This window comes from Mesorhizobium sp. B2-2-3 (genome assembly GCF_006442405.1).
In the GTDB taxonomy this organism is placed as follows: domain Bacteria; phylum Pseudomonadota; class Alphaproteobacteria; order Rhizobiales; family Rhizobiaceae; genus Mesorhizobium.
On record NZ_VFWC01000002.1, the window covers coordinates 435,030 to 455,917 of the forward strand.

Consider the following 20,888-nt stretch of genomic DNA (forward strand, 5'->3'; position numbering starts at 1 on the left):
TTGCCGACTTATATAGTCGTGGACTCGTCGGCCCGAAAGTCCCCCGGCAGCACGCGTGCGAAGGTCAGCACATCGACGGCGCCGGCCCCTGCTTTTTTCAGCGCCTTGCTGGCGGCGCGAACCGTGGCACCCGTGGTGTAGACGTCGTCGATCAAAAGCACGCGGCGGCCGGCGATCTCGATTTCCGCTTCGGCAGGCACGCGAAAGGCGGCCCGCACGTTGTCCTCGCGGTCCTTGCGCTCCAGCCCGACCTGCTGGCGCGTGAGCTTGACACGCCGCATGGCCGAGGGTGCGAAAGACAGGCCGCTGAGCTCGCAGACCGCCCTCGCCAATTCCGCTGACTGGTTGAACCGCCGCCTGAAGAAGCGACGCCAGTGCAGCGGGACCGGCACCACCACATCCGCCTCGGCAATGAGGTCGGCGCCGGCGCGCAGCATCCAACGCGCCATCCACGGCGCCAGGTCGGTGCGATCCTGGTATTTCAGCCCCTGCACCATCTGGCGGGCGACGCCGGAATAGGCGACGGCCGCCCGCGCCCGCTCGAAGGGCGGCGGATCGGCGATCGCCTCGGCCGACAGAAAGCCCTCACCCATATGGTGGGTGAACGGCGTGCCCATCACCGGGCACCAGGGCCGCTCCAGGAGGCGCAGTTTCGGCCAGCAGGCGCCGCACAGAACGCCGGGCTGCGAGACATGCCTGCGGCAGCCGGCGCAGACAGGCGGGAACAGGATGCGCGCCGGCCAGTTCGCCGCCGACCGTGCAAGGTTCCTGATGTCCAGAGGCTTGATCTTGGGCATGGGATCGGCCACGTGGTGGGTGCTGTGCGCCACTATATCAACTCCATCGGGGAATGGACAAACAAAGGATCTGCCCGTTTGCTGCCGATAATGGACACCTCACTGTGGCTGGCGCACAAGCAGCGCGCGCTCGATCATCCGGTCGGCGGCGCGGACTTCCTGATGCGGCGCAGTGCCGACGATCTTGCCGACCGGCTGGGTGCCGTGGAGCGCAGGTTTAGCAAGGCAGCGGTGCTGTTTTGCCAGACGTCGGCCGCAGCCGACATCCTCGCCGCGAGCGGCAAGGTGGCGGACATCGTCCGTGTCGAGGCGGATACGGCTTTCCTGGGCAATTCCGCCGGCATGGTAGCGCCGCTGGAAACCGTGCCCTTCGAGCCGCAAAGCCTCGACCTGGCGGTGTCGCTCCTGTCGCTGCAGGCCATGAACGACATTCCCGGCATGCTGGTGCAGATCCGCCGTGCGCTGCGTCCGGACGGGCTTTTCCTCGGCGCCTTCGCCGGCGCCGGCACGCTCGGCGAATTGCGTGAAAGCCTGCTGGCGGCCGAGACCGAGCTTCACGGCGGCGCCAGCCCGCGCGTCATTCCGTTCACCGACGTTCGCGACGCGGGAGCGCTGCTGCAGCGCGCCGGCCTCGCTCTGCCGGTCGCCGATGTCGAGACGGTGACGGTGCGCTATGACAGTCTTTTCAACCTGATGGCCGATTTGCGCGCCATGGGCGAAACCAGCGCGCTTGCCGATCGCAGCCGGCGGCCGGGCACACGCCAGCTGTTCGCCCGCGCCGCGCAAATCTACGCCGAGCGGTTTTCGGATCCCGACGGCCGCATCCGCGCAAGCTTTTCGATGGTCTGGATGTCCGGCTGGGCGCCCGATGCATCGCAGCAAAAGCCGCTCAAGCCGGGTTCGGCCAAGATCTCGCTGAAGACTGTGTTGGAGCAGCCCAAGGGGCAATGACAGTGTCCGCGGACGCGGACAGCCAGATCAGGGTGCGAAAGCGTTGGCAAGCCTGCTGCCATTGTCGCTGAACAGCCAGGTGATCGCGTTGAAGACCTGGCTGATGCCGCCGACGATCGTCAGCGACAGTACGGCGACGATCAAGCCGTATTCGACGGCCGTGGCGCCCTTTTCATCGTTCAGGAAACGCAGCAGCACTGTTTTCATCACGTCGATCCCTCTTGCCGGAACCATACCGCCGACCTGTTAAGAAAGGTTAACGGCACAGGCTTAATAGGCGATGAAACCGCCGCCTCTGAAAATGTCTTGGACCCGATCAGCAGTCGCCGCTGGTCCGGCCGTCGGATCGGATGATGCAGACCGAATCGGGCTGCGGCTGAAGCACGCTGCGGCGCACCGTATAGGTATCGCGACGAGTGATCGAACCAGTGGCAGTCATGTCGAGACCGCTGGCAAAATTCCGAGCCGATTGCGAGCGCGTCTGGCTCTCGAGGAAGGGCGTTGCGATCAGGGCCAGCGCCACCGCGGCCGACCCGAACAGCAGCGTGACGCGCAGCACGCCCATGCCCGCATCCGCGGCGCGAAAACTGCGGTCGGGCCGGATCGAATCCCAATCCCTGTCTAGGCTCATGCTGTCGCTCCCCAGAAAATCGCCGGCACGGCCGCGACGAGGCAGCCTTGCATCAATTTTTCATGATGAGATAAATCTTCCATTAATGCTGGCTTATGCGCCCCGCAGCTCCGCTCAGCCACAGGCCGCTAGCGGTTCTGTTCGCCTACAGGAGGTCGATCAGGAACGGGATCAGCGGAGCGTCGGCCGGCGGCATCGGGTAGTCGCGCATCTGCCTGGGCCGCACCCATTTCAGCGCCTGCCCCTCCTTCGGCTGGGCGATGCCGCGAAAGCGGCGGCAGATGAAAAGCGGCATCAAAAGATGGAAATCGTCGTAGCTATGGCTGGCGAAGGTGAGCGGTGCCAGGCACGGGATGTCGGTCTCGATCCCGATCTCCTCATAGAGTTCGCGGATAAGGCATTGCTCCGGCGTCTCGCCGGGCTCGACCTTGCCGCCGGGAAACTCCCAGAGCCCGGCAAGCTGCTTGCCCTCGGGCCGCTGCGCCACGAGCACGCGCCCGTCGGCGTCGACCAGGGCGCAGGCGGCGACCAGGAGCAGGCGCTTGCCGGCGATCGTCACATCATTCATGCCCGATTTCACCCATGAACAGGCGGCCGGCGGTAGTGGTAGCGATAGACCTCGTCGAAGCCGAGCGAATGATAGAGCGCCAGCGCCGGCACATTGCCGGCCTCGACCTGCAGCCAGGCTTCCCGCGCGCCGCGCAGCCGCGCCCATTTCAGCGCCGACAGGATCAGGTTGCGGCCGTGGCCCTTGTTGCGTGCCGACTTGTCGGTGGCGACCTCGAACAGGCCGGCGAGATCGCCGTCATGGACGCAGATCAGCGTGGCCAGTGGTTCCGCTCCAGCCTCGAGCGCGAACAGCCCGGCCTCGGGCTGGATGGCGCCGATGATCTCCGACAGGCCTGGCCGCAGCGACGCGTCCGAGCCGCTGACCTTGAGCGATGCGCCGATGAAGCGGCTGATGTCCTTCAACGGGATCTGGTCCATGGCGGCATCGAGCTGGGCATCGGCCAGCGGCAGCCGCATCACCAGCGATTCGTCGAACCGGCTCCAACCCTCGCGGTCGAGATGGCTGGCGAGATCCGGACCCGATAGCGGCGACATGCGGAAGGTCAGCGGCCTGCCATAGGCATCGAAACGACGGCTGGCGCGACCGATGCGGTCGGCAATGTGCTGGGTGTCGCCGGGGTCGAGCGGATTGACAGAATTCAGCCGCTTGGCCGGATGCCCGGCCGTCAGCCGCACCACCCAGGTGCCGTCATAATGGACTGCCGCCGCGGGCCAGGCGCGGAACCCGGCCGCCTCATAGCGGCGCACTGTCGCCAGCATGCTGGCCGGATGTTTGGAAACCAAGTCCGTCAGCTCCGGTAGTCGCCATTGATGGCGACGTATTCCTTGGTGAGGTCGCAGGTCCACACCGTCGCCTTGCCGCGGCCGATGCCGATATCGGCGCGGATGCGGATGTCGTCGCGCTTCATATACGCCGAGGTCGCTTCCTCCGAATAGGCCGGATCGCGCTCGCCCTCATGCGCCAGCCTGTTGTCGCCGAACCAGATCGACAGGCGGTCGCGGTCAGCCGGCTCGCCGGCCTTGCCGACGGCCATGACGACGCGGCCCCAATTGGCGTCCTCGCCGGCGACCGCCGTCTTGACCAGCGGCGAATTGGCGATCGAGAGCGCGATGCGCTTGGCCGAGCGCGCCGATTTCGCGCCGGTAACGGTGACTTCGACCTGCTTGCGGGCGCCCTCACCGTCGCGCACCACTTGCAGCGCCAGCGACTTCAGCACTTTGCCGAGCGCACGGCGGAAGGCCCCCAGACGGGCATCCTTGGGGTCGGTTATCTCCGGCGCGCCGCGTTTGGCGGCCTTTCCGGTGGCGAAGAGCAGCAGCGTGTCGCTTGTGGAGGTGTCGCTGTCGACGGTCACCGCGTTGAAGGTCTTGGCCGTGCCGCGCGACAGCAGATCCTGCAGCACGGGGGCGGCGATCGGCGCATCGGTGGCGACAAAGGACAGCATCGTGGCCATGTCGGGTGCGATCATGCCGGCGCCCTTGGAAATGCCGTTGATGGTGACATCGGTCTCGCCGAGCTTAACGGTCTGCGTCGCCACCTTCGGATAAGTGTCCGTGGTCATGATGGCCTTGGCCGCCTCGGTCCACAGGTCGGGCTTGCCGTTGCTGACCAGACCAGCCAGCAGATGGCTGAACTTGGTTGTGTCAAGCGGCTCGCCGATGACACCGGTCGAGGCCAGGAACACCTCGCCTGGCGTGCAGCCGGCAGCCTTGGCTGCCGCTTCGCCCGTCAGCGCGGTGGAGTCCCGGCCCTTCTTGCCGGTGAAGGCATTGGCGTTGCCGGAATTGACGACGAGCACCCGGGCCTTGCCCGCGGCAAGGTTCTGCCGGCAGAAATCGACTGGCGCCGAGGGGCATTTCGACTTTGTGAACACGCCGGCGACCGCCGTGCCGGGCTCGAAGACCATGGCCAGGAGATCGGTGCGGTTCTTGTATTTTATCCCCGCTTCGGCGGTGGCGATGCGCACCCCCTCGATCTCAGGCATCTTGGGGTATTTCTTCGGCGCGAGCGGCGAAATCGTCGTGGACATGGAACCTCGGACGGGAAAAATCGGCGGAGAAACGCCGGTTTGCCCGATACGGCGCGCCCGCGCAAGGCGTTTTGGTGGCGGCGTGAGAACCGGAATTGGCCTTGACCGGTTCGCAGCCGGCTCCGTTGCAGTTCGCTGGCACCGCCCTGCCCAGGTTGCGATCTCTCCCGAGGGCAGCTTCTGACCCTGGCCCTGGTATTTCTGGGAGCCGTTGCGACTCGGCGCGGGAGCGCGGGCAGAGTTGGTCAGCACCGATGGCGGCCTGCGCATCGTGCGGGGGGACATGGCAGGCAAAATGTCTCCTGCCTCAGCCGCCAAGAACGGGCCGTTTCGTTTCATCGCCGGATCACTTATATTGCCGGCCTAAACCGACGGCGAGGGCGACAGGATGGCCGAAGAGGCGGATACGGCGCGTAAATCCATCGGTGCGCGGCGCAATCCCGACAGCGCGGAAGCCATTCTCGATGCCGCCGAGGCGGTGTTGGTCGAGGCCGGCTATGCCGGCTTCTCGATCGAGGCCGTGGCGCGGCGGGCGCGTGCCGGAAAGCCGACCATCTATCGCTGGTGGCCGAGCAAGGCCTCGCTGCTGCTGGAGGTCTACCAGCGCCAGAAACGCGTCGATGTTCCCGATACGGGAAGACTGGAAGAGGATCTCGTCGGCTTCCTCAAGAACCTGTTCGCGCACTGGCGCGAGACGTCGTCGGGCAGCGTGTTCAGGTCGCTGATCGCCGAGGCGCAGTCGGACGAAACGGCGGCCGCGGCCCTTGCCGGCTATACAGGCGGGCGCCGGGCCCACACCGGCCAGATCATCGAGCGCGCCAAGGCAAGGGGCGAGGTCGCGGCCGATGTCGATCCGGCTGTGGCGGCTGACCTGGTGGCTTCCTATGCGTGGCGGCAGCTCCTGACCAACCGGCTCGACGAAGACGAGGCGACGATACGCAAGGTGGTCCGCTACCTCCTGCGAGGCATAGAAGGGCCCGACGGCTGAACTGACGTAAAAAGGGCGCGGCGCCCTTTGGCCACCGCGCCCCTTTTTCGAAAACCGTTCTGGTTTACTTGGCGCTTTCCAGCGTATCGACGGCCTTCTTCAAATTGGCGTCGGGAATTTCGACCTTGGCATCGGCGCGCAGCGACTTGACCAGCGCGAAATACTTGTCGCGGATGACCGCCTGCTTGGCCTGGTCCTTGACGTCGTCGAAGGCCGGCGGCTGCTTGGTGCGCTTGTCCTCGAGCTTGATGACATGCCAGCCGAACTGCGACTGCACCGGCTGCTCGGTGTATTTGCCGACCTCGAGCGCGAAAGCGGCCTTGTCGAATTCCGGCACCATCTGGCCAGGTCCGAACCAGCCGAGATCGCCGCCACTGGTCTTGCCGCTCGGATCCGAGGTGTGCTCGTTGGCGAGCTTCTGGAAATCGGCGCCGCCGTCGAGTTGCTTGATGATCGCTTCGGCCTCTTCCTTCGTCTTCACGAGGATGTGACGGGCATGCACCTCGTTGACCGGCGGCGTGTTGGCGATCTCCTGGTCGTAGCGGGCGCGGATCTCGGCGTCGGTGACCTTGTCGACGACGCCTTTCTCGACCATCTCGCCATGCAGCGCGCGCTGCTGCAGGAAGGCCATGCGGCGCTGGAAATCGGGATCCTTGTCGAGACCGGTCGAGACGGCCTGGGCGGCCATGACGCGGATCTCGATTGCGGCCGAAAGCGCCGCGGCGCGGCGTTGCTCGGCCGGGAGTTGCGCGAACTGCTGCGACAGCTCGCCTTCGGCAAGCACGAGATCTGCTTCGGTGAGGGGTTGGCCGTTGACGGTGGCAACCACTGTATTCGGATCGACCGGTGCGGCCGGTGCCGCTGGTGGTGCCGGCTGGGCTGGTGCGGTTTCCTGCGCCATCAGCGGCGACAGGCAAAGAGCCGACAGGCCGACGGCCAGGCCGAGGCTAGCGAGCGACGCACGGCGGAACAACAAGGACATTAAGATGACTCCGATGAGGATGTGAAGGACGGGAGGCTTCCAGATCAGCCAGATTGTGGCCGAATTTGGCGCGACCGGCAGGGCCAGCGCGGCGTTGACATCAGTTGAGCCCCCTCTTATCTGTCCAACGACTTTGCGTCCAGAACCGTTTTCCGGGCGCTTTTTGCGTTGCCCGTATACAGGCGGCGCATTCACGTGGATTTGATGGGGCCGGCCGGCGCTCGTCTCAGTTTGAGAATTCTATCGAAAGGACCATTGGATGGTCAGTCTCGGCGGTCTCGCCCGTAAGGTTTTCGGCTCCTCCAACGACCGCAGGGTCAAGTCGACCCGGCCCCGTGTCGAGGCGATCAACGCCATGGAAAACGAGATGCGGGCGCTCTCCGATGCAGAGCTCGCCGGCCGCACGGAAAAGTTCCGCCAAGACATCGCCAACGGCGCCAGCCTCGAGGACCTGCTGATCCCGGCCTTCGCCACCGCCCGCGAGGCGGCGCGCCGCGTGCTCGGCATGCGCCCCTTCGACGTCCAGCTGATCGGCGGCATGGTGCTGCACAATGGCGGCATCGCCGAGATGCGCACCGGTGAGGGCAAGACGCTGGTCGCGACCTTGCCCGTTTATCTCAATGCACTGGCCGGCAATGGCGTCCACGTCGTCACCGTCAACGATTATCTCGCCACCCGCGACTCCGAATGGATGGGCCGTGTCTACAAGTTCCTCGGCCTCTCGGTCGGCGTCATCGTCCATGGCCTGTCCGACGAGGAGCGCCGCGTCGCCTACGCCGCCGACGTCACCTATGCCACCAACAACGAACTCGGCTTCGACTATCTGCGCGACAACATGAAGTACGAGCGCGCCCAGATGGTACAGCGTGGTCACAACTACGCGATCGTCGACGAAGTCGATTCCATCCTGGTCGATGAAGCGCGCACGCCGCTGATCATTTCCGGTCCGCTCGAGGACCGTTCGGAAATGTACAACACCATCGACACTTTCATCATCCAGCTGCAGCCGCAGGATTATGAGATCGACGAGAAGCAGAAGACCTCCATCTTCACCGAGGAAGGCACCGAGAAGCTCGAGAACCTGCTGCGCGACGCCGGCCTGCTCAAGGGCGAGTCGCTCTATGACGTCGAGAACGTCGCCATCGTCCATCACGTCAACAATGCGCTGAAGGCGCACCGCCTGTTCCAGCGCGACAAGGACTATATCGTGCGCAACGGCGAGATCGTCATTATCGACGAGTTCACCGGCCGCATGATGCCCGGCCGCCGCTATTCGGAAGGCCTGCACCAGGCGCTTGAAGCCAAGGAGCATGTGGCGATCCAGCCGGAGAACCAGACGCTCGCCTCCGTTACCTTCCAGAACTATTTCCGCCTCTACAAGAAGCTTTCCGGCATGACCGGCACGGCGCTGACCGAGGCCGAGGAATTCGGCAACATCTACGGCCTCGAAGTCACCGAGATCCCGACCAACCTGCCGGTCATCCGCAAGGACGAGGACGACGAGGTCTACCGGACGGTCGAGGAAAAATACAAGGCGATCGTCAAGGAGATCCGCGAAGCCAGCGCCAAGGGCCAGCCGACGCTGGTCGGCACCACCTCGATCGAGAAGTCCGAGCAACTGGCCGAGCGGCTGCGCAAGGAAGGTTTTAAGGATTTCGAGGTGCTGAACGCCCGCCATCACGAGCGCGAGGCGGCGATCGTCGCCCAGGCGGGCAAGCCCGGCGCCATCACCATCGCCACCAACATGGCCGGCCGCGGCACCGACATCAAGCTCGGCGGCAATGCCGAGATGCGCATCGCCGAGGAACTGGGCGACATGCCCGAAGGGCCCGAGCGCGAGGCGCGGGAAAAGGAAATCTATGCCGACGTCGAGCGCCTGAAGGAAAAGGCGCTGGCTGCCGGCGGCCTCTACGTGCTCGCCACCGAACGCCACGAGTCACGCCGCATCGACAACCAGCTTCGTGGCCGCTCCGGCCGCCAGGGCGACCCCGGCCGCTCGAAATTCTTCCTGTCGCTGCAGGACGATCTGATGCGCATCTTCGGCTCCGAGCGCATGGACGGCATGTTGCAGAAGCTCGGCCTCAAGGAAGACGAGGCCATCATCCATCCCTGGATCAACAAGGCGCTGGAAAAGGCGCAGAAGAAGGTCGAGGCGCGCAACTTCGACATCCGCAAGAATCTTCTGAAATATGACGACGTTTCCAACGACCAGCGCAAAGTCGTGTTCGAACAGCGCATCGAGCTGATGGACGGCGAAGGCCTGTCGGAGACCATTGCCGAGATGCGCGAAGGCGTTATCGACGAGATCGTCGCCAAGGCCATTCCCGAGAACGCCTATGCCGAGCAGTGGGATGTCGCCGGGTTGAAGGCCGAGGTCGCCGAGTTCCTCAATCTCGACCTGCCGATTGAGGAATGGGTCAAGGAAGAAGGCATCGCCGAGGACGACATTCGCGAGCGCATCACGCAAGCCGCCGACGCCGCCGCCAAGGAGCGCGCCGAGCGCTTCGGGCCCGAGGTGATGACCTATGTCGAGCGCTCCGTGGTGCTGCAGACGCTCGACCATCTGTGGCGCGAGCACATCGTTAATCTCGACCATCTGCGTTCGGTTGTCGGCTTCCGCGGCTACGCCCAGCGCGATCCTTTGCAGGAATACAAGAGCGAGGCGTTCGAGCTGTTCCAGGCGATGCTGGGCAATCTGCGCCAGGCCGTCACCGCGCAGCTGATGCGCGTCGAACTGGTCCGCCAGGCTGCCGAGGCCCCGCCGCCGGAAGCCCCCGACATGTTCGGCACGCATATTGACGGTACCACCGGCGAGAACGATTTCGAAGGCGGCGAAACCGCCCTTCTGGTGCGCCAGGAAAGCAACGCCATCGTCGCCCCCGAAGACCGCGACCCCAACAACCCCGCCACCTGGGGCAAGGTCGGCCGCAACGAAGCGTGCCCCTGCGGCTCCGGCAAGAAATACAAGCACTGCCACGGCGCTTTCGCGTAAGGAAAACCTGCAGGGCTCACATTCCCGGATTTCTGATCCGGGCGAGATTCCTACGTGCTCAGATCAGCCCGGAATCGCGCGCGGCGGCGGTCGCCTCGCCACGCGAAATGGCGTCCAGCTTGCCCAGCACCGCCGAGACATGATGATCGACGGTCTTCGGTGAGATGGTCAGGTGCTCGGCTATTCTCTTGTTGGAAAAACCGCGTTCGATCAGTTGCAGGACCTGCATCTGGCGCAGCGTCAGGCCAGCTTGATTGGCGCGCGTGCTCTGCCGCGGTCCCCTTGCAATGTTATTGACGCCATTCTGCCGCATGACGGCGCGGACGTGCTGGGCGACCGGCCGGGCACCGAGCCCCTCGAATATATCCAGGGCCAGGCGCAGGGCCGGCTCGTCGCCGCGCAGCAGGGCGAGCGCCTGCTCGAACGGAGCACCCAGCCGGGCCCACAGCGTCGCGGCACCGTGCCAATCGCCGGCGAGCAGCAGGCGATAGGGCTCCGCCATGCCGGTCGTATCGCCAGGGTCGCTTTCAGGCGACAAGAGCAGCCGCCAGACGGCCAGTTCGGCGAACATCGCCCTCGTCGGCGACAGGCTTTCTGCCAGCTCGATCAGGCGAAGCGCCTCACTGGCGTCGCCTTGCCCAAGCCATGCCAGTTCGGCCATCGACGCCGTGTAAGGCACCAGCCGCTGCAGCTCCATTCCCCTGTCCAGGAACCGCTTCATTTCCTCCAGCACCGGCCCAGCCGGATCGCCTCGCCTTATGCGCAGTTTCCCCAGCGCGACCAGGGATGGGTAACGCACCAGGGCTGTCGTTGCAGCATCGTCGATGACGTCGAGAGCCATGGCCGCCGCATCGTCCCAAAGGCCGCGTCGCAAAAGCAGCTGCGCCTGCACGCCCCGCATATAGTCGCGCCAGGTCGCGAGGTCGTTCTCAACGCAATAGGCAATCCCGCGGTCGAGAAAGGATTGCGCGCGCACAAGATCGAGCTGGTTCATTTCGGCGCAGGCGCAATTGGTGAAGCCGCGTGCCGCGTGCTCCTGGAAATTCTGCACGAGCGCGATTTCAAGGCTGCGGGCGAGGTGCAGCCGGCCTTTGGCCAGGTCAAGCCACTGCTCGGCCGAGCCAAGATTGTTGAGCGCGTGGCAGATTATCTCCGGCTTGTTCAACCGTTCGGCCAGAGCGACTGCCTTGCCGCCAAGCAGCAGCGTCTCATCGAGCTTCTCGGCCAGCATCGCCAGCTGCGAGAGATTGGAATAGGCCATGGCAAGCTCCGGACTGGCAGGCGCCTGTTCCAGCAGTTCCACTGCCTGGGCCCCGAACAGGTCCGCCTGTTCGCGGTCACCCACCAGATAGGCGAAGCGCGACAGGCATCTGAGGCTGTCGCCCTCCCTGAGCGTGTCGCCCAGCGCCTGCTGTAGCCGGCGCGCCTGGCTCTGCGCCTCGATGGCCGCATCGATGCGGCCGATCAGATGGCATTCAAAGGCATATCCTTCGTAAAGCCTCGCCCGGTCGCTCATCGGCAGGCTGTCGGCATGCCGCAAGGCGACCTCGTAGTAGCCGGCGGCATCGCGATGCGCGCCGACGCGGGAAGCCTCGCGCGCTGCGAGCGGGGCAAGCTCGCGCACCGCCTCAAGATTCTGGGCCTCCACCGCATGGTGCACAAGCCTTGCGGTAGTCACCTCGGCGTTTTCCTGCAGTGCGGAAAGCGCGCGCTGGTTGAATTCGCGCCGACGGCTCGAGGTCAGCGCCATCTCGATGGCGCGACGGGCGATCTCGTGCCGGAAGGCGTAGCCATCGCCGAGATCGTCGAGCAAGCCATTCGAGACACATTCCGCCAGCTGGCCGGCGCTGGCGACGCCACAGAGGCCGCGCAGCGCCCAGGCATCGGCGCGGCGTGGAAACACAGACACCGCGTCGAGCATTGAGCGCGCCCCCTGCGACAGGCGCTCGGCACGCGCCAGCACGGCGTCGCGGACGCTGGCCGGCGGGATCATCTCGCTTTCGGCAGCTAGCAATTCGGTGACGAAGAAGGCGTTGCCCGCGGTGGCGCGATATATTGCGCTGCCGTCGCGGTTGGCTGCTTCGGCAAGCGACAACACCGCCGCCTCGCTGAGCAGTGGCACTTCGATGCGCTGGACGTTGCCGGCTGGAATTTCGCCGAGCACCCGGCGCGCACGCATCTGCCCTTCGCTGCGGTCGGTGCGTGCCGTGAACAGCACCAGCATATGCGTGTTGGTGATGCGCCGGCCCAGGAAACGGACGAAATCCAGGGTCGCGTCGTCGGCCCAGTGCATATCCTCGATGACCAGCAAACCCGGCCGAGACCTCGCCTCGAAAACCTCGAGAGCGTCTGAAAACAGGGGCAGCCGCTGACCTTGGCGATCGTCGATTGCCCGGGGCAGTGCCCACTGCGCGTCCCGGGCCAGATCATAGAGCGGTCCCAGCGGATCGGGAATCGACAGGTCTTCGCAAGCGCTGCGGAATATGGAAACGTGCTGCCCGGCACGGGTTACGAACGCCTCGACGAGTGCCGTCTTGCCGGCGCCGGCCTCGCCCAGCAATGCCGCCACGCGGCCGCGACCGCGCGCGGCCTCCGCGAGCAGTTCCTCCAACTGATCGAGTTGTGCCTGCCGTTCCAGAAGCATCGTCACTGGCCCATAAGTATCGTCGTCCCTCGACCCTTCTCCAAAATACCCCCGCTTCGGTATCCGCAGTGTGGCTCCCAGACCAAACGTCGAAAACATAGGGAATCGTCCCGCGCAATATGGGGAAAGGCTCCGATGTGCGCTTTCGACGATCGTGATTTTTCTCCAACCGCGCTCATTTCGAGCGTGAATCAGTCACAAAAGGAAGCCACTCCATGCCTCGCTATCTGATCGAACGGACATTCCCCGACGGGCTCAACGTGCCGACGAACGACGTCGGCGCGACGGCGCTCGGCGGCATCATCATGCGCAACGCCGAGAAGGGGGTCACCTGGCTGCACTCCTTCGTGTCGCCCGACAGGAACAAGAGTTTCTGCATCTACGACGCCCCCTCGCCGGAAGCGATCCGCAGCACGGCGCAGAAGAATTCGCTACCGGTGGACAAGATCACGGAGGTGAGGGTCCTGGACCCTTACTTTTATCGCTGACCCTATGGACCAAGGATGGAACAATGAGCGTGAGATCGTCCTGGGCAGCGATGGGTGTCGGCTTACCGTGCTGTTTCCTCCCGAAACGGCAGCCGCCGTCGTGGCGTTCGACCATGCACCCTCCCGGCGTGGTCTCGCATCGCGGATTGTCTCCGCGCTGCTCGCGCCATTGCGAAGCCGGCGCAGGCGCCTGCCACCGCAAGACGATTATTTAAGGCGGGACGTCGGCCTGCCGGAGCACGAGATGCGGCGGGACTACTGGGAATATTGGTGGTGGCATCAATGAGACCGCCGCCCGGCTAGAGAGGAACGGATCGGACCCGTCCCGCAACTGACGATCCAACGCGCAGGCATGGCAGCAGGGCCTTACAGGCCGGTCCTGCCGCCTGCGCGTCACCAACAACCAATGGAGAATAAAATGAACGTCAATTTCTGGCGCCTTGCCGCGCTGTCCATCATGGCGATCACCGCCACTGCCGCATCTGCGGAGAGTGGCAATCGGCTGGCCGCCGAGGTGCGGGCGGCCAACGGCCGCTTCGTGAATGTCGCGGCGGCCACCGCCGAGGGCTATGCGCCGATTCCCTGCGCCAGCGGCATCACCGGCGGCGCGATGGGCATTCACTACGTCAACGGCGCCTATCTCAAGGATGATGCCGTCGACCTCGCCAAGCCGGAGGCCGTGATGTACGAGCCGATGGCCGATGGCAAGCTGAAGCTGGTGGCCGTCGAATATATCACCGCGAAGGGTCCCGCGTCGCTCGAAGGCCAGCTGTTCAACTTCGACAGCGCCCCCAACCGCTATGGCCTCGGCCCCTTCTACGAACTTCATGTCTGGGCCTGGAAGCAGAACCCGACCGGCGCCTTCGCCGACATGAACCCGAATGTCTCATGCGACGCCATGAAAAAGGCCGACTGACGGCACCGCCTGCCGGAACAGTGCCGGCAGGCCTTTTACGCGTCGCGAGGAGAAACCATGCCCGAGATAGCTATCTTCCTGGCAAGGCTGCGCGCCCCACCATGGCGGCCGATGGCCATCCTCGCTTGGCTGGCGCGCGGACAGCGCCTCCGACATGAGCGGCGTCACCTGGAGGCGATGCCCGATTTCATGCTGAAAGACATCGGCATCAGCCGTTCCGAGATCGACTATGTCGCAACTCACGGCGAAGCGCGCCGCTCTTAGGCTTGGCTGGGAGTTGGAACGACAGAGCGCCTGTCTCCTGCTTGCGGCATGGAACCCACACCGGTCGTCCTCGCTGGCCTCTCTGCCATTGTGTATGCCTCTTCCACCCACCCTTTCTTAAGGTGTCTCCGCTACACCAAAGCCTGGAAAGAAGCGGAAAACGGAGAACAATCGGGGTGCGCTTTTCCGCGGCCACGACAGCCGGGCGGTTCTTGCCGCAGCGTTTGGCGCTGCGCGTGGAGCCGTTGCTTGGCCGCGTCGACGCCGTGCTGTTCACCGCCGACGAGCGCGGCGAGGCCGGCCGCATGTCGGTCATTGCCTTTTCCATCCGCATCGTCAGCGCCGTCATCGCCTTCGTCAGCCAGGTGTTGATGGCACGCTGGATGGGCTCGTTCGAATACGGCATCTTCGTCCTTGTCTGGGTGACCATGGTCATCGTCGGCAATCTCGCCTGCCTCGGCTTCCACACCTCGGTTATCCGCTTCATTCCCGAATACCGCGAGCGTGGCCTCATCGACGAGTTGCGCGGTATCGTCGTGGCCAGCCGCCTGTTCGTCCTGATCGCTTCGACGGTCATCGCCGGGCTCGGCGCACTCGGCGTGTGGCTCGCTTCGTCATGGACTGAAAACTACTATGTCCTGCCGTTCATCCTCGGCGTCATCTGCCTGCCGATGATAGCGCTGTCGGATCTGCTGCAGGGCCAAGCCAGGGCGAACAGCTGGGCGCTGTTCGCCCTGGCGCCGACTTATCTGATACGGCCCGTGCTGATCCTGCTGTTCATGGCGCTGATGCTTTTCGCCGGCTACGCGCCCGACGCGAAGACCGCGATCTTCGCCTCGATCGCCGCCACTTACGTCACCACGCTCGCCCAGCTTATCGGCGTCACCCGGCGCATGGAAAAGCAGATTCCGGCCGGGCCGATGAAGGTGCATTTCGCACAATGGTTCATTGTCTCGCTGCCGATCTTCTTGGTCGAAAGCTTCTTTTTCCTGCTCACCAATGCCGACGTGCTGATGGTCGGCGCCTATATGGACCCCAACGACGTCGCCGTCTATTTCGCCACGGTCAAGACACTGGCGCTGGTGCATTTCGTCTACTTCGCCGTCAAGGCAGGCGTCGCTCAGCGCTATGCCCAGTTCACCCATGGCGAGCCGGAAAAGCTCGCCGCCTTCGCCCGCGAGACGGTGTCGTGGACCTTCTGGCCATCGCTCGCCATGGCGCTGCTGGTGCTGGCGCTTGGCAAACCGATGCTGATGCTGTTCGGTCCCGAATTCACATCGGGTTATCCGCTTCTGTTCCTGCTCGTCTTCGGCGTCGTGGCGCGCGCCGCCGTGGGCCCGTGCGAAAGCCTGCTCACCATGAGCGGCAACCAGAATGTCTGCGCCGCCGTCTATGCCATGACGCTGGCCTTCAACATTGGCCTGAACGTGGTGCTGATCCCGCTCTTCGGCCTGTGGGGCGCCGCAATGGCCACCGCCTTCGCCATGATCTTCGAGGCCGGCGCGCTGTCCTTCACGGTCTGGCGCAAGCTCGGCATCGTCATGGCGATCTTCGTGCCAGCCAAAGGAGCCGCGTGATGGCAGCCATCCCCTTGCTCGAGGAAACCAGCGGCGGCCCCGCCGGCGCCATGGTGTCCGGCCTTGCCGGACTGGGGCGCGACACCGACCCGGCCCATATCGAGATCCTCGCCAACAACCGGCCCGAGCGGAAACTGGCCATCTATACGGCGTCGGCCGGGTTCGACCTCGTCGAGGAGCTGGATTATCTGTGCGCCCGCACCATCGAGCCCAACGTCTTCTTCAACCCGCGTTTCCTCGCGCCCGCAATGCCCCGGCTGGAAGACCGCGAGGTGCGTCTGGCCGTCATCCGTGACGGCGATGAATACCGCAACCGGCTACGCCTTCTGGTGCCGTTCTCGGTGGAGCGGCCGGTGGTGCCGCTCGGGGTTCCGGTCATGCGCACATGGTCGAGCCCGTTCGGCCCGCTCGGCACCCCGCTGGTCGACCGCGACGATCCGGTCGGTGTCCTCGAGGATTTCTTCTCCATGCTGTCGCGCCCGCATCTGAAGCTGCCGAAAGTGTTCGTCCTGCCCGACATCAGGCTCGACGGCGCGGTGGCGAGCCTGGTTGCCACTGTGGCCGAAACGCGTGGCCTGATATTGGTCACCACCGGTCACGCCCAGCGTCCGCTGCTCGAGAGCGAACGCGACGCCGAGGACTATCTGAAGGCTTCGCTGCGCGCGCACCATTACCGCGAGTTCCGCCGCCTCAAGCGGCGGCTGGGCGACCTCGGCAAGCTTGAACATGTCGTGGCGCGCGGCCCCGACGAGATCCGTCACGCCATCGAGAGCTTCCTGACGCTGGAGGCGGCCGGCTGGAAGGGCCGCGAGCGCACGGCCATGGCGATCGACCGCTACCGCGCCGCCTTCGCCCGCGAGGCCGTGCACAGGCTGGCCGAGCAGGACCTGTGCCGCATCCATTCGCTGACGCTCGACGGCCGCACCATTGCGTGCTTGATCGTCTTCGTCGAAGCCGGCGTTGCCTACACCTGGAAGACGGCCTACGACGAAACTCTGGCCGGCTATTCGCCAGGCACGCTGCTGATGATCGAGGTGACCAGCCAGCATCTCGACGACCCCAACATCATGATGACCGATTCCTGTGCCGTGCCCGACCATCCGGTGATGAGCAGGCTGTGGACCGAGCGCAAGCCGATGGGCACGCTGGTGATCGGCCTGACGCCGGACGCCGACCGTCTCGCCCGCCAGGCGGCCTCGCAACTGCATCTCTACCGGGAGACCCGCAACATGGCCCGCCTGCTGCGCAACCGGATGAAGAGCCTGCTCAAGAGACGATAGACGCGCTCGCATCTTCTGGAGCGCGTGGATGCTTGCTTCAAGCCTAAGCATTTGGTTGCTTCATGGGATAAACAGTCACTGTATTGATAGCGTTTATTCGCCAGCACCTGCTTGAGCAACAGTCACAATCTTTCAACAAAGCGCGACAAAGGTGATACGATTTTGGGTATAATTCATGTCGCTTGCCGGCGGCGCATCCGTTTTTCTTGAGCGCTTTTCCTCGTGGCGGACATCAGAGTTAGCTAATTCATTCGAACATATAAAGGACATTCACGGAACTTAAGTGGTAACATAAGACCTTTGGGACCAAACCATGGGACTTTGGTCCGCCTTCACGAAATCCGGCAGCGAGCATGAGGCTAATCTTCATTGCTCTTCAGGAACTTGAAACGGCCGACCAGATCTAACTTGAGCCACTCGTCCTCTTTCTTCCACGGCGCTTTCGGCGGTGGCGCGCGGATTGCGAGGAACAGGCGCCGAACGCGAGAAATCCACCTGCCGGAACCAGCGGGTGAGCCGCCATGGGAAAGCTGCCGGCGCCAGAATCCTGGACGCGTAGAAGCCCGCCACGGAGCCCTACGGGGACGGTCTTGGGCGAGCGAGCGCCATGTCGAAAGTGTCCGGCAGGTGAGGATGCGCGCCGGTCCGTCTCACCGAAGCCGTGGTCATCGCGTCGACCGGGAGAATAATCGACATGCGAGCATAGTGGTCCGGCCACAGCGGCTTTCCAAACAGGAAGAACACGATCGCGAGAAAACAAATCAGCAGCAGGACGGCGAAGGTGTTCGCGATGATCTCGCCAAGCTGCATGTCTTTCTCCCCGAAGTCGGACACCCGCCGCTCGCAGCAACGGCGGGCGTCCAGGGACCGTCGATGAAGGGACTTTACTCGACGGCTTCCACGCCAATGAGGAACGGCGGCTTATGTTCAGGGTTTAGGACCAATGCGTCGATGCTTCGGACTTCAGTCCCAATTGCGGGTCCGAGGAGAAGGAGACAGTCTGCCTTTCGCACCGGCTAAGCCCTCCACCAAGGTACCTGACAGCCGGGAGCACAGCCCGGCCTGCTCGCCAAGTGCCGAACCTACCGCCAAAAGCAGGCCGGGCTCCTTCTGTCGATAGTCAAGATCGTCGCCCAACGGGGAAAATGACCAGCTACAAGGTGGAGGAAATCCTGGGCGAGAGAATTATCGGCACGCACGAGGTGGCGGCTTCAAGTCCCGCAGGGGCTGCCAGACGGGCAACCGGTCATCCGATGCAACCCCGCATTCCAGGTGCGCTGTTCGTTCGGGTCACCAGATCGGAGGACGGCACGGTCGCCGAATTCAGCTTCGCGGGATTTCCTTGTTGAACCCGGATGTCGTCGGATGGGACGGCACGAGTGGCGTTTCTTGCGACTATGGCCGGTGTCTACGCCGACCCATTGGCGCGGTTCGGCGTTGATGGAACCGCCGGCTCACCCTAACCGTTTGTTTTCACGTGGATTCCGAAGCTCGTCGATGAAACCGTTTTGACCCGACTTGCACCAGAATTGCGCTAGCGTCCCAGCGGCTGTCTGGATGCCGAAACCAATTCGTCTTCGTCCCTGATCCCGGCCATGTAATTCGCGATTATGCGGGATGAAATCGCTTCGCGTTGCTGGGCCGATCGGGCGTCGAGCTTCAGCCTGTCGAACACGCGGCCAAGCAGGGCCACTTCGGAGGAATCGAAGACGCCAGCCTCCTGAGCTTTCTGACGAATCGGCATGAGTTCCTCCCTTTCAGATAAATAAGCAACAACTGATGCAAGGGGCAATCTCAAGGCCTGATATATCCACACCGAGGAACGGTCAGGCGGCCAACATAGGTCCTGAAGCGTGAAAGCGGCTACCGCATTGGACAGGCCGTCCTGCACCCTGCCGAGCCGCTCCCGGATGTCGCTCTTGCGATATCGGCTTTAAGCGGCGCACGACAAACTCGAGCACCATATCCGCAGTGCCGAAACGCCGATCGGGAAATTAGCGGCAGACGCATCGAAGCGGCGACTGAAATGGTGCCCCTAGCCGGGGCTGTTTGACTAAATCGAACCGGGCATTTTGGCGCGGACTTTAGTCAAAAATTCAACAACTTAGGGGAAGTCGCCCCGAGGGGTTGCTAAGTTGCGTCGTACCTCAATGGGTAGCTGTCGTCGTACCTCTCGTCAAGCCTTCGCGGTCCAAGACGTGGACGACAAACCTTGTCCCGACCAGTCGCGGAATGTTTCCCAACGGCCTTTCCGCATCATGATCCCCACAAACAGGCTGTAGCGGCTCAGTTCCAATTCAAGGCGTTTGGTATTGATGTGCATTCGGTCCGTTCCCTCTCGCTTTCCCCGGCCCATGCCGTGGCGGCGGCAGGGTTAGCGTGACCCGGTCTGTCAGATCAAATCAGTTATTTTCATCCCACCAGTGGAGCGATTTCGGACCGCGAAAGCCCGCCCCCGACACACCTCTTGGGGCGATGCATCGGGGGCAGAAAGGTCGTTATTCGTCTCCTTCGTTGTTGAGCGCAGCTCTGATCCGCTGGGCATGTTCTGCGATGGCCTTCCAATCACCCTTAACGACCAGCGAGCGGATCGCCGGAAGGTCGGCCTCGTCACAGCAATCGAGGTAGTCGTTGAGGGTGAGCCCGACAGGGGCCAAGCATTCGCTCGTCATGCGGTTCTCGAATGCCTTCACGGTCGCGTCGAGGGTCTGCTGATCAACCCCTACGACGTTGGCGTCGAGTGTCCCATCAAGGGTGAACTTGGCCACTATCAGTTCAGCCGTGTCACGATCCACTGTCTCGTTGAACGCCGTGATCGCCCTATCCGCAATCGCCTCGATCTCGGCAGGGTCGGCGGTGTCGAGGTCTAACACCTCGTCCTTGTCAGCCTCGTCGGTGTCGCTGTCCGCAGTCGGAACCGGAGCGGCGTTATCCGCCCCGGCTGTCTTGTCCGCTACGGCGCTCAGAAAGACGGAGGTGCGCTGAACCCCCGCTGAGCCAAGCCCTCAGCCACCGCTGCGTTGAACTCGGCTTTGCTGATCTGCCCAAGCTCCGCCATGTCCTTGGCTTGGCTGTAGCTCACCTCATAGTTGGAAAGCGACGGTATGCGTACCTTCGTGCTTTCGATGGCCTCCTTCGTCACCAAGGCCCCGACGTCCTGACTGCGGACCGCCGCGTTGGTCTGCACGCCAAGGCGCTGCGCAGCGATCTGCTGGTTGAACTTGGACATCGAGAGTTCGACAGCGCGGTCAATCTCTTCCTTCTTGGCCCGCTCTGAGGCCTCGGCAGCCGTAGCGTGCTGCTTCGCCTTGTCCGCTTCTGCCTGTGCTTCTTGAGCCCGGAACATGGCCTGCGCCACGGTCGTGTTATCGGTCTGGTATTTGTTCGGGTTGTCGTCATACATGTTGTTCGTTCCTTCAATTCGTCGTGCTTGTCCGCCCCGGTGCGTCATTGCTCTGGGTGCGGGTAGGGCTTGGTGGCCCTCACATTTTGCATGGAGGTGTTGGTGTCAGGCTCTGCGGGTGAACCCGTAGGTGTCGTCACAGAGCCCCCAAGGACGCGCGCTAGGTGCGGCTGTAGTTGGCGACCCCGGAAGCTCGCCGCTGCCTCCGGTGGCCTCTCTGCGTGGCACTGTGGGCCGCGTCGTGACCTCGGCAATACGCCTCGCGACTGTCACCGCGTCCAAAGCCGGATAGCCATAAACCTCGAAGCACCGCTCGGCTGCCGTGTTGAAGCTCTGGGTCCATTCGATGCCAATTCCCGGCAATCGCCGGTCAAG

22 protein-coding genes are annotated in these 20,888 nt (G+C 63.8%); 9 read left to right on the forward strand and 13 right to left on the reverse strand.

Annotation, left to right across the window (positions count from 1 at the left end):
• Window positions 1-8 precede the first annotated feature (8 nt).
• Entirely contained in the window at window positions 9-809 is an 801-nt protein-coding gene (locus tag FJ951_RS05280) for a ComF family protein (protein WP_140513940.1), read from the reverse strand.
• Window positions 810-875: 66 nt separating this feature from the next.
• Between FJ951_RS05280 and FJ951_RS05285 the strand changes: the two genes are divergently transcribed.
• On the forward strand, window positions 876-1,748 hold the full coding sequence (locus tag FJ951_RS05285) for a methyltransferase domain-containing protein (RefSeq protein WP_140513845.1): 873 nt from the start codon (window positions 876-878) through the stop codon (window positions 1,746-1,748).
• A gap of 27 nt (window positions 1,749-1,775) precedes the next feature.
• Here FJ951_RS05285 and FJ951_RS05290 read toward each other — a convergent pair whose 3' ends face one another.
• The 5 genes from FJ951_RS05290 to argJ form a co-directional block, all read right to left on the reverse strand.
• A complete protein-coding gene (locus FJ951_RS05290; RefSeq protein ID WP_140500916.1) occupies window positions 1,776-1,955 on the reverse strand; it encodes a Flp family type IVb pilin in 180 nt (59 codons plus the stop codon).
• A gap of 109 nt (window positions 1,956-2,064) precedes the next feature.
• Complete coding sequence (locus tag FJ951_RS05295) at window positions 2,065-2,379, reverse strand: hypothetical protein (RefSeq protein WP_140500915.1); 315 nt, start codon at window positions 2,377-2,379, stop codon at window positions 2,065-2,067.
• Window positions 2,380-2,524: 145 nt separating this feature from the next.
• Window positions 2,525-2,947: a (deoxy)nucleoside triphosphate pyrophosphohydrolase gene (locus FJ951_RS05300; RefSeq protein ID WP_140513846.1), complete on the reverse strand. Its 423-nt coding sequence runs from the start codon at window positions 2,945-2,947 to the stop codon at window positions 2,525-2,527.
• Between the two features lie 8 nt (window positions 2,948-2,955).
• Entirely contained in the window at window positions 2,956-3,708 is a 753-nt protein-coding gene (locus FJ951_RS05305) for a GNAT family N-acetyltransferase (RefSeq protein WP_140500961.1), read from the reverse strand.
• 29 nt (window positions 3,709-3,737) lie between these two features.
• The gene (gene argJ, locus FJ951_RS05310; protein ID WP_140500913.1) at window positions 3,738-4,979 is read right to left on the reverse strand and encodes a bifunctional glutamate N-acetyltransferase/amino-acid acetyltransferase ArgJ; all 1,242 of its coding nucleotides are present in this window, start codon (window positions 4,977-4,979) and stop codon (window positions 3,738-3,740) included.
• 388 nt (window positions 4,980-5,367) lie between these two features.
• Here argJ and FJ951_RS05315 point away from each other — a divergent pair, with 388 nt between their 5' ends.
• Window positions 5,368-5,967, forward strand: a complete 600-nt coding sequence (locus FJ951_RS05315; protein WP_140513847.1) for a TetR/AcrR family transcriptional regulator — start codon at window positions 5,368-5,370, stop codon at window positions 5,965-5,967.
• A 64-nt stretch (window positions 5,968-6,031) separates the two neighbouring features.
• Here the strand turns inward: FJ951_RS05315 and FJ951_RS05320 are convergent, their stop codons facing one another.
• Window positions 6,032-6,949 (reverse strand): peptidylprolyl isomerase, encoded by a 918-nt coding sequence (locus FJ951_RS05320; protein ID WP_140500911.1) that lies wholly within the window; start codon window positions 6,947-6,949, stop codon window positions 6,032-6,034.
• Window positions 6,950-7,208: 259 nt separating this feature from the next.
• Here FJ951_RS05320 and secA point away from each other — a divergent pair, with 259 nt between their 5' ends.
• Complete coding sequence (secA, locus tag FJ951_RS05325) at window positions 7,209-9,941, forward strand: preprotein translocase subunit SecA (protein WP_140500910.1); 2,733 nt, start codon at window positions 7,209-7,211, stop codon at window positions 9,939-9,941.
• Between the two features lie 58 nt (window positions 9,942-9,999).
• On the opposite strand, the gene FJ951_RS05330 is transcribed toward secA, so the two are convergent.
• Window positions 10,000-12,585 (reverse strand): AAA family ATPase, encoded by a 2,586-nt coding sequence (locus FJ951_RS05330; protein ID WP_140513941.1) that lies wholly within the window; start codon window positions 12,583-12,585, stop codon window positions 10,000-10,002.
• 215 nt (window positions 12,586-12,800) lie between these two features.
• Here FJ951_RS05330 and FJ951_RS05335 point away from each other — a divergent pair, with 215 nt between their 5' ends.
• From FJ951_RS05335 to FJ951_RS05360, 5 genes are all read left to right on the forward strand, one after another.
• On the forward strand, window positions 12,801-13,073 hold the full coding sequence (locus tag FJ951_RS05335) for a DUF4242 domain-containing protein (protein WP_140500909.1): 273 nt from the start codon (window positions 12,801-12,803) through the stop codon (window positions 13,071-13,073).
• Between the two features lie 418 nt (window positions 13,074-13,491).
• A complete protein-coding gene (locus FJ951_RS05345; protein WP_140500907.1) occupies window positions 13,492-13,989 on the forward strand; it encodes a hypothetical protein in 498 nt (165 codons plus the stop codon).
• Between the two features lie 57 nt (window positions 13,990-14,046).
• Window positions 14,047-14,253, forward strand: a complete 207-nt coding sequence (locus tag FJ951_RS05350; RefSeq protein ID WP_210239610.1) for a DUF1127 domain-containing protein — start codon at window positions 14,047-14,049, stop codon at window positions 14,251-14,253.
• Between the two features lie 176 nt (window positions 14,254-14,429).
• A complete protein-coding gene (locus FJ951_RS05355) occupies window positions 14,430-15,830 on the forward strand; it encodes a lipopolysaccharide biosynthesis protein (RefSeq protein WP_140513849.1) in 1,401 nt (466 codons plus the stop codon).
• Window positions 15,830-17,110: a GNAT family N-acetyltransferase gene (locus FJ951_RS05360; protein ID WP_140513850.1), complete on the forward strand. Its 1,281-nt coding sequence runs from the start codon at window positions 15,830-15,832 to the stop codon at window positions 17,108-17,110. Before FJ951_RS05355 ends, FJ951_RS05360 begins: the two co-directional genes overlap by 1 nt.
• Window positions 17,111-17,686: 576 nt before the next feature.
• Here the strand turns inward: FJ951_RS05360 and FJ951_RS05365 are convergent.
• Window positions 17,687-17,920 carry a polymerase gene (locus tag FJ951_RS05365; protein ID WP_140500900.1) on the reverse strand — a complete coding sequence of 78 codons (234 nt, stop codon included), beginning with the start codon at window positions 17,918-17,920 and terminating at the stop codon, window positions 17,687-17,689.
• A gap of 335 nt (window positions 17,921-18,255) precedes the next feature.
• On the opposite strand from FJ951_RS05365, the gene FJ951_RS05370 reads away from it, so the two are divergent.
• Window positions 18,256-18,459 (forward strand): hypothetical protein, encoded by a 204-nt coding sequence (locus FJ951_RS05370; RefSeq protein ID WP_140500899.1) that lies wholly within the window; start codon window positions 18,256-18,258, stop codon window positions 18,457-18,459.
• A gap of 185 nt (window positions 18,460-18,644) precedes the next feature.
• Here FJ951_RS05370 and FJ951_RS05375 read toward each other — a convergent pair whose 3' ends face one another.
• The 4 genes from FJ951_RS05375 to FJ951_RS05385 form a co-directional block, all read right to left on the reverse strand.
• On the reverse strand, window positions 18,645-18,908 hold the full coding sequence (locus tag FJ951_RS05375) for a hypothetical protein (protein WP_348642788.1): 264 nt from the start codon (window positions 18,906-18,908) through the stop codon (window positions 18,645-18,647).
• A 378-nt stretch (window positions 18,909-19,286) separates the two neighbouring features.
• Window positions 19,287-19,433, reverse strand: a complete 147-nt coding sequence (locus FJ951_RS28370; RefSeq protein ID WP_181170953.1) for a hypothetical protein — start codon at window positions 19,431-19,433, stop codon at window positions 19,287-19,289.
• Window positions 19,434-19,608: 175 nt separating this feature from the next.
• Complete coding sequence (locus FJ951_RS05380; protein WP_140513851.1) at window positions 19,609-19,983, reverse strand: hypothetical protein; 375 nt, start codon at window positions 19,981-19,983, stop codon at window positions 19,609-19,611.
• An 89-nt stretch (window positions 19,984-20,072) separates the two neighbouring features.
• Window positions 20,073-20,513 (reverse strand): hypothetical protein, encoded by a 441-nt coding sequence (locus FJ951_RS05385; protein ID WP_140513852.1) that lies wholly within the window; start codon window positions 20,511-20,513, stop codon window positions 20,073-20,075.
• Between the last annotated feature and the right edge of the window lie 375 nt (window positions 20,514-20,888).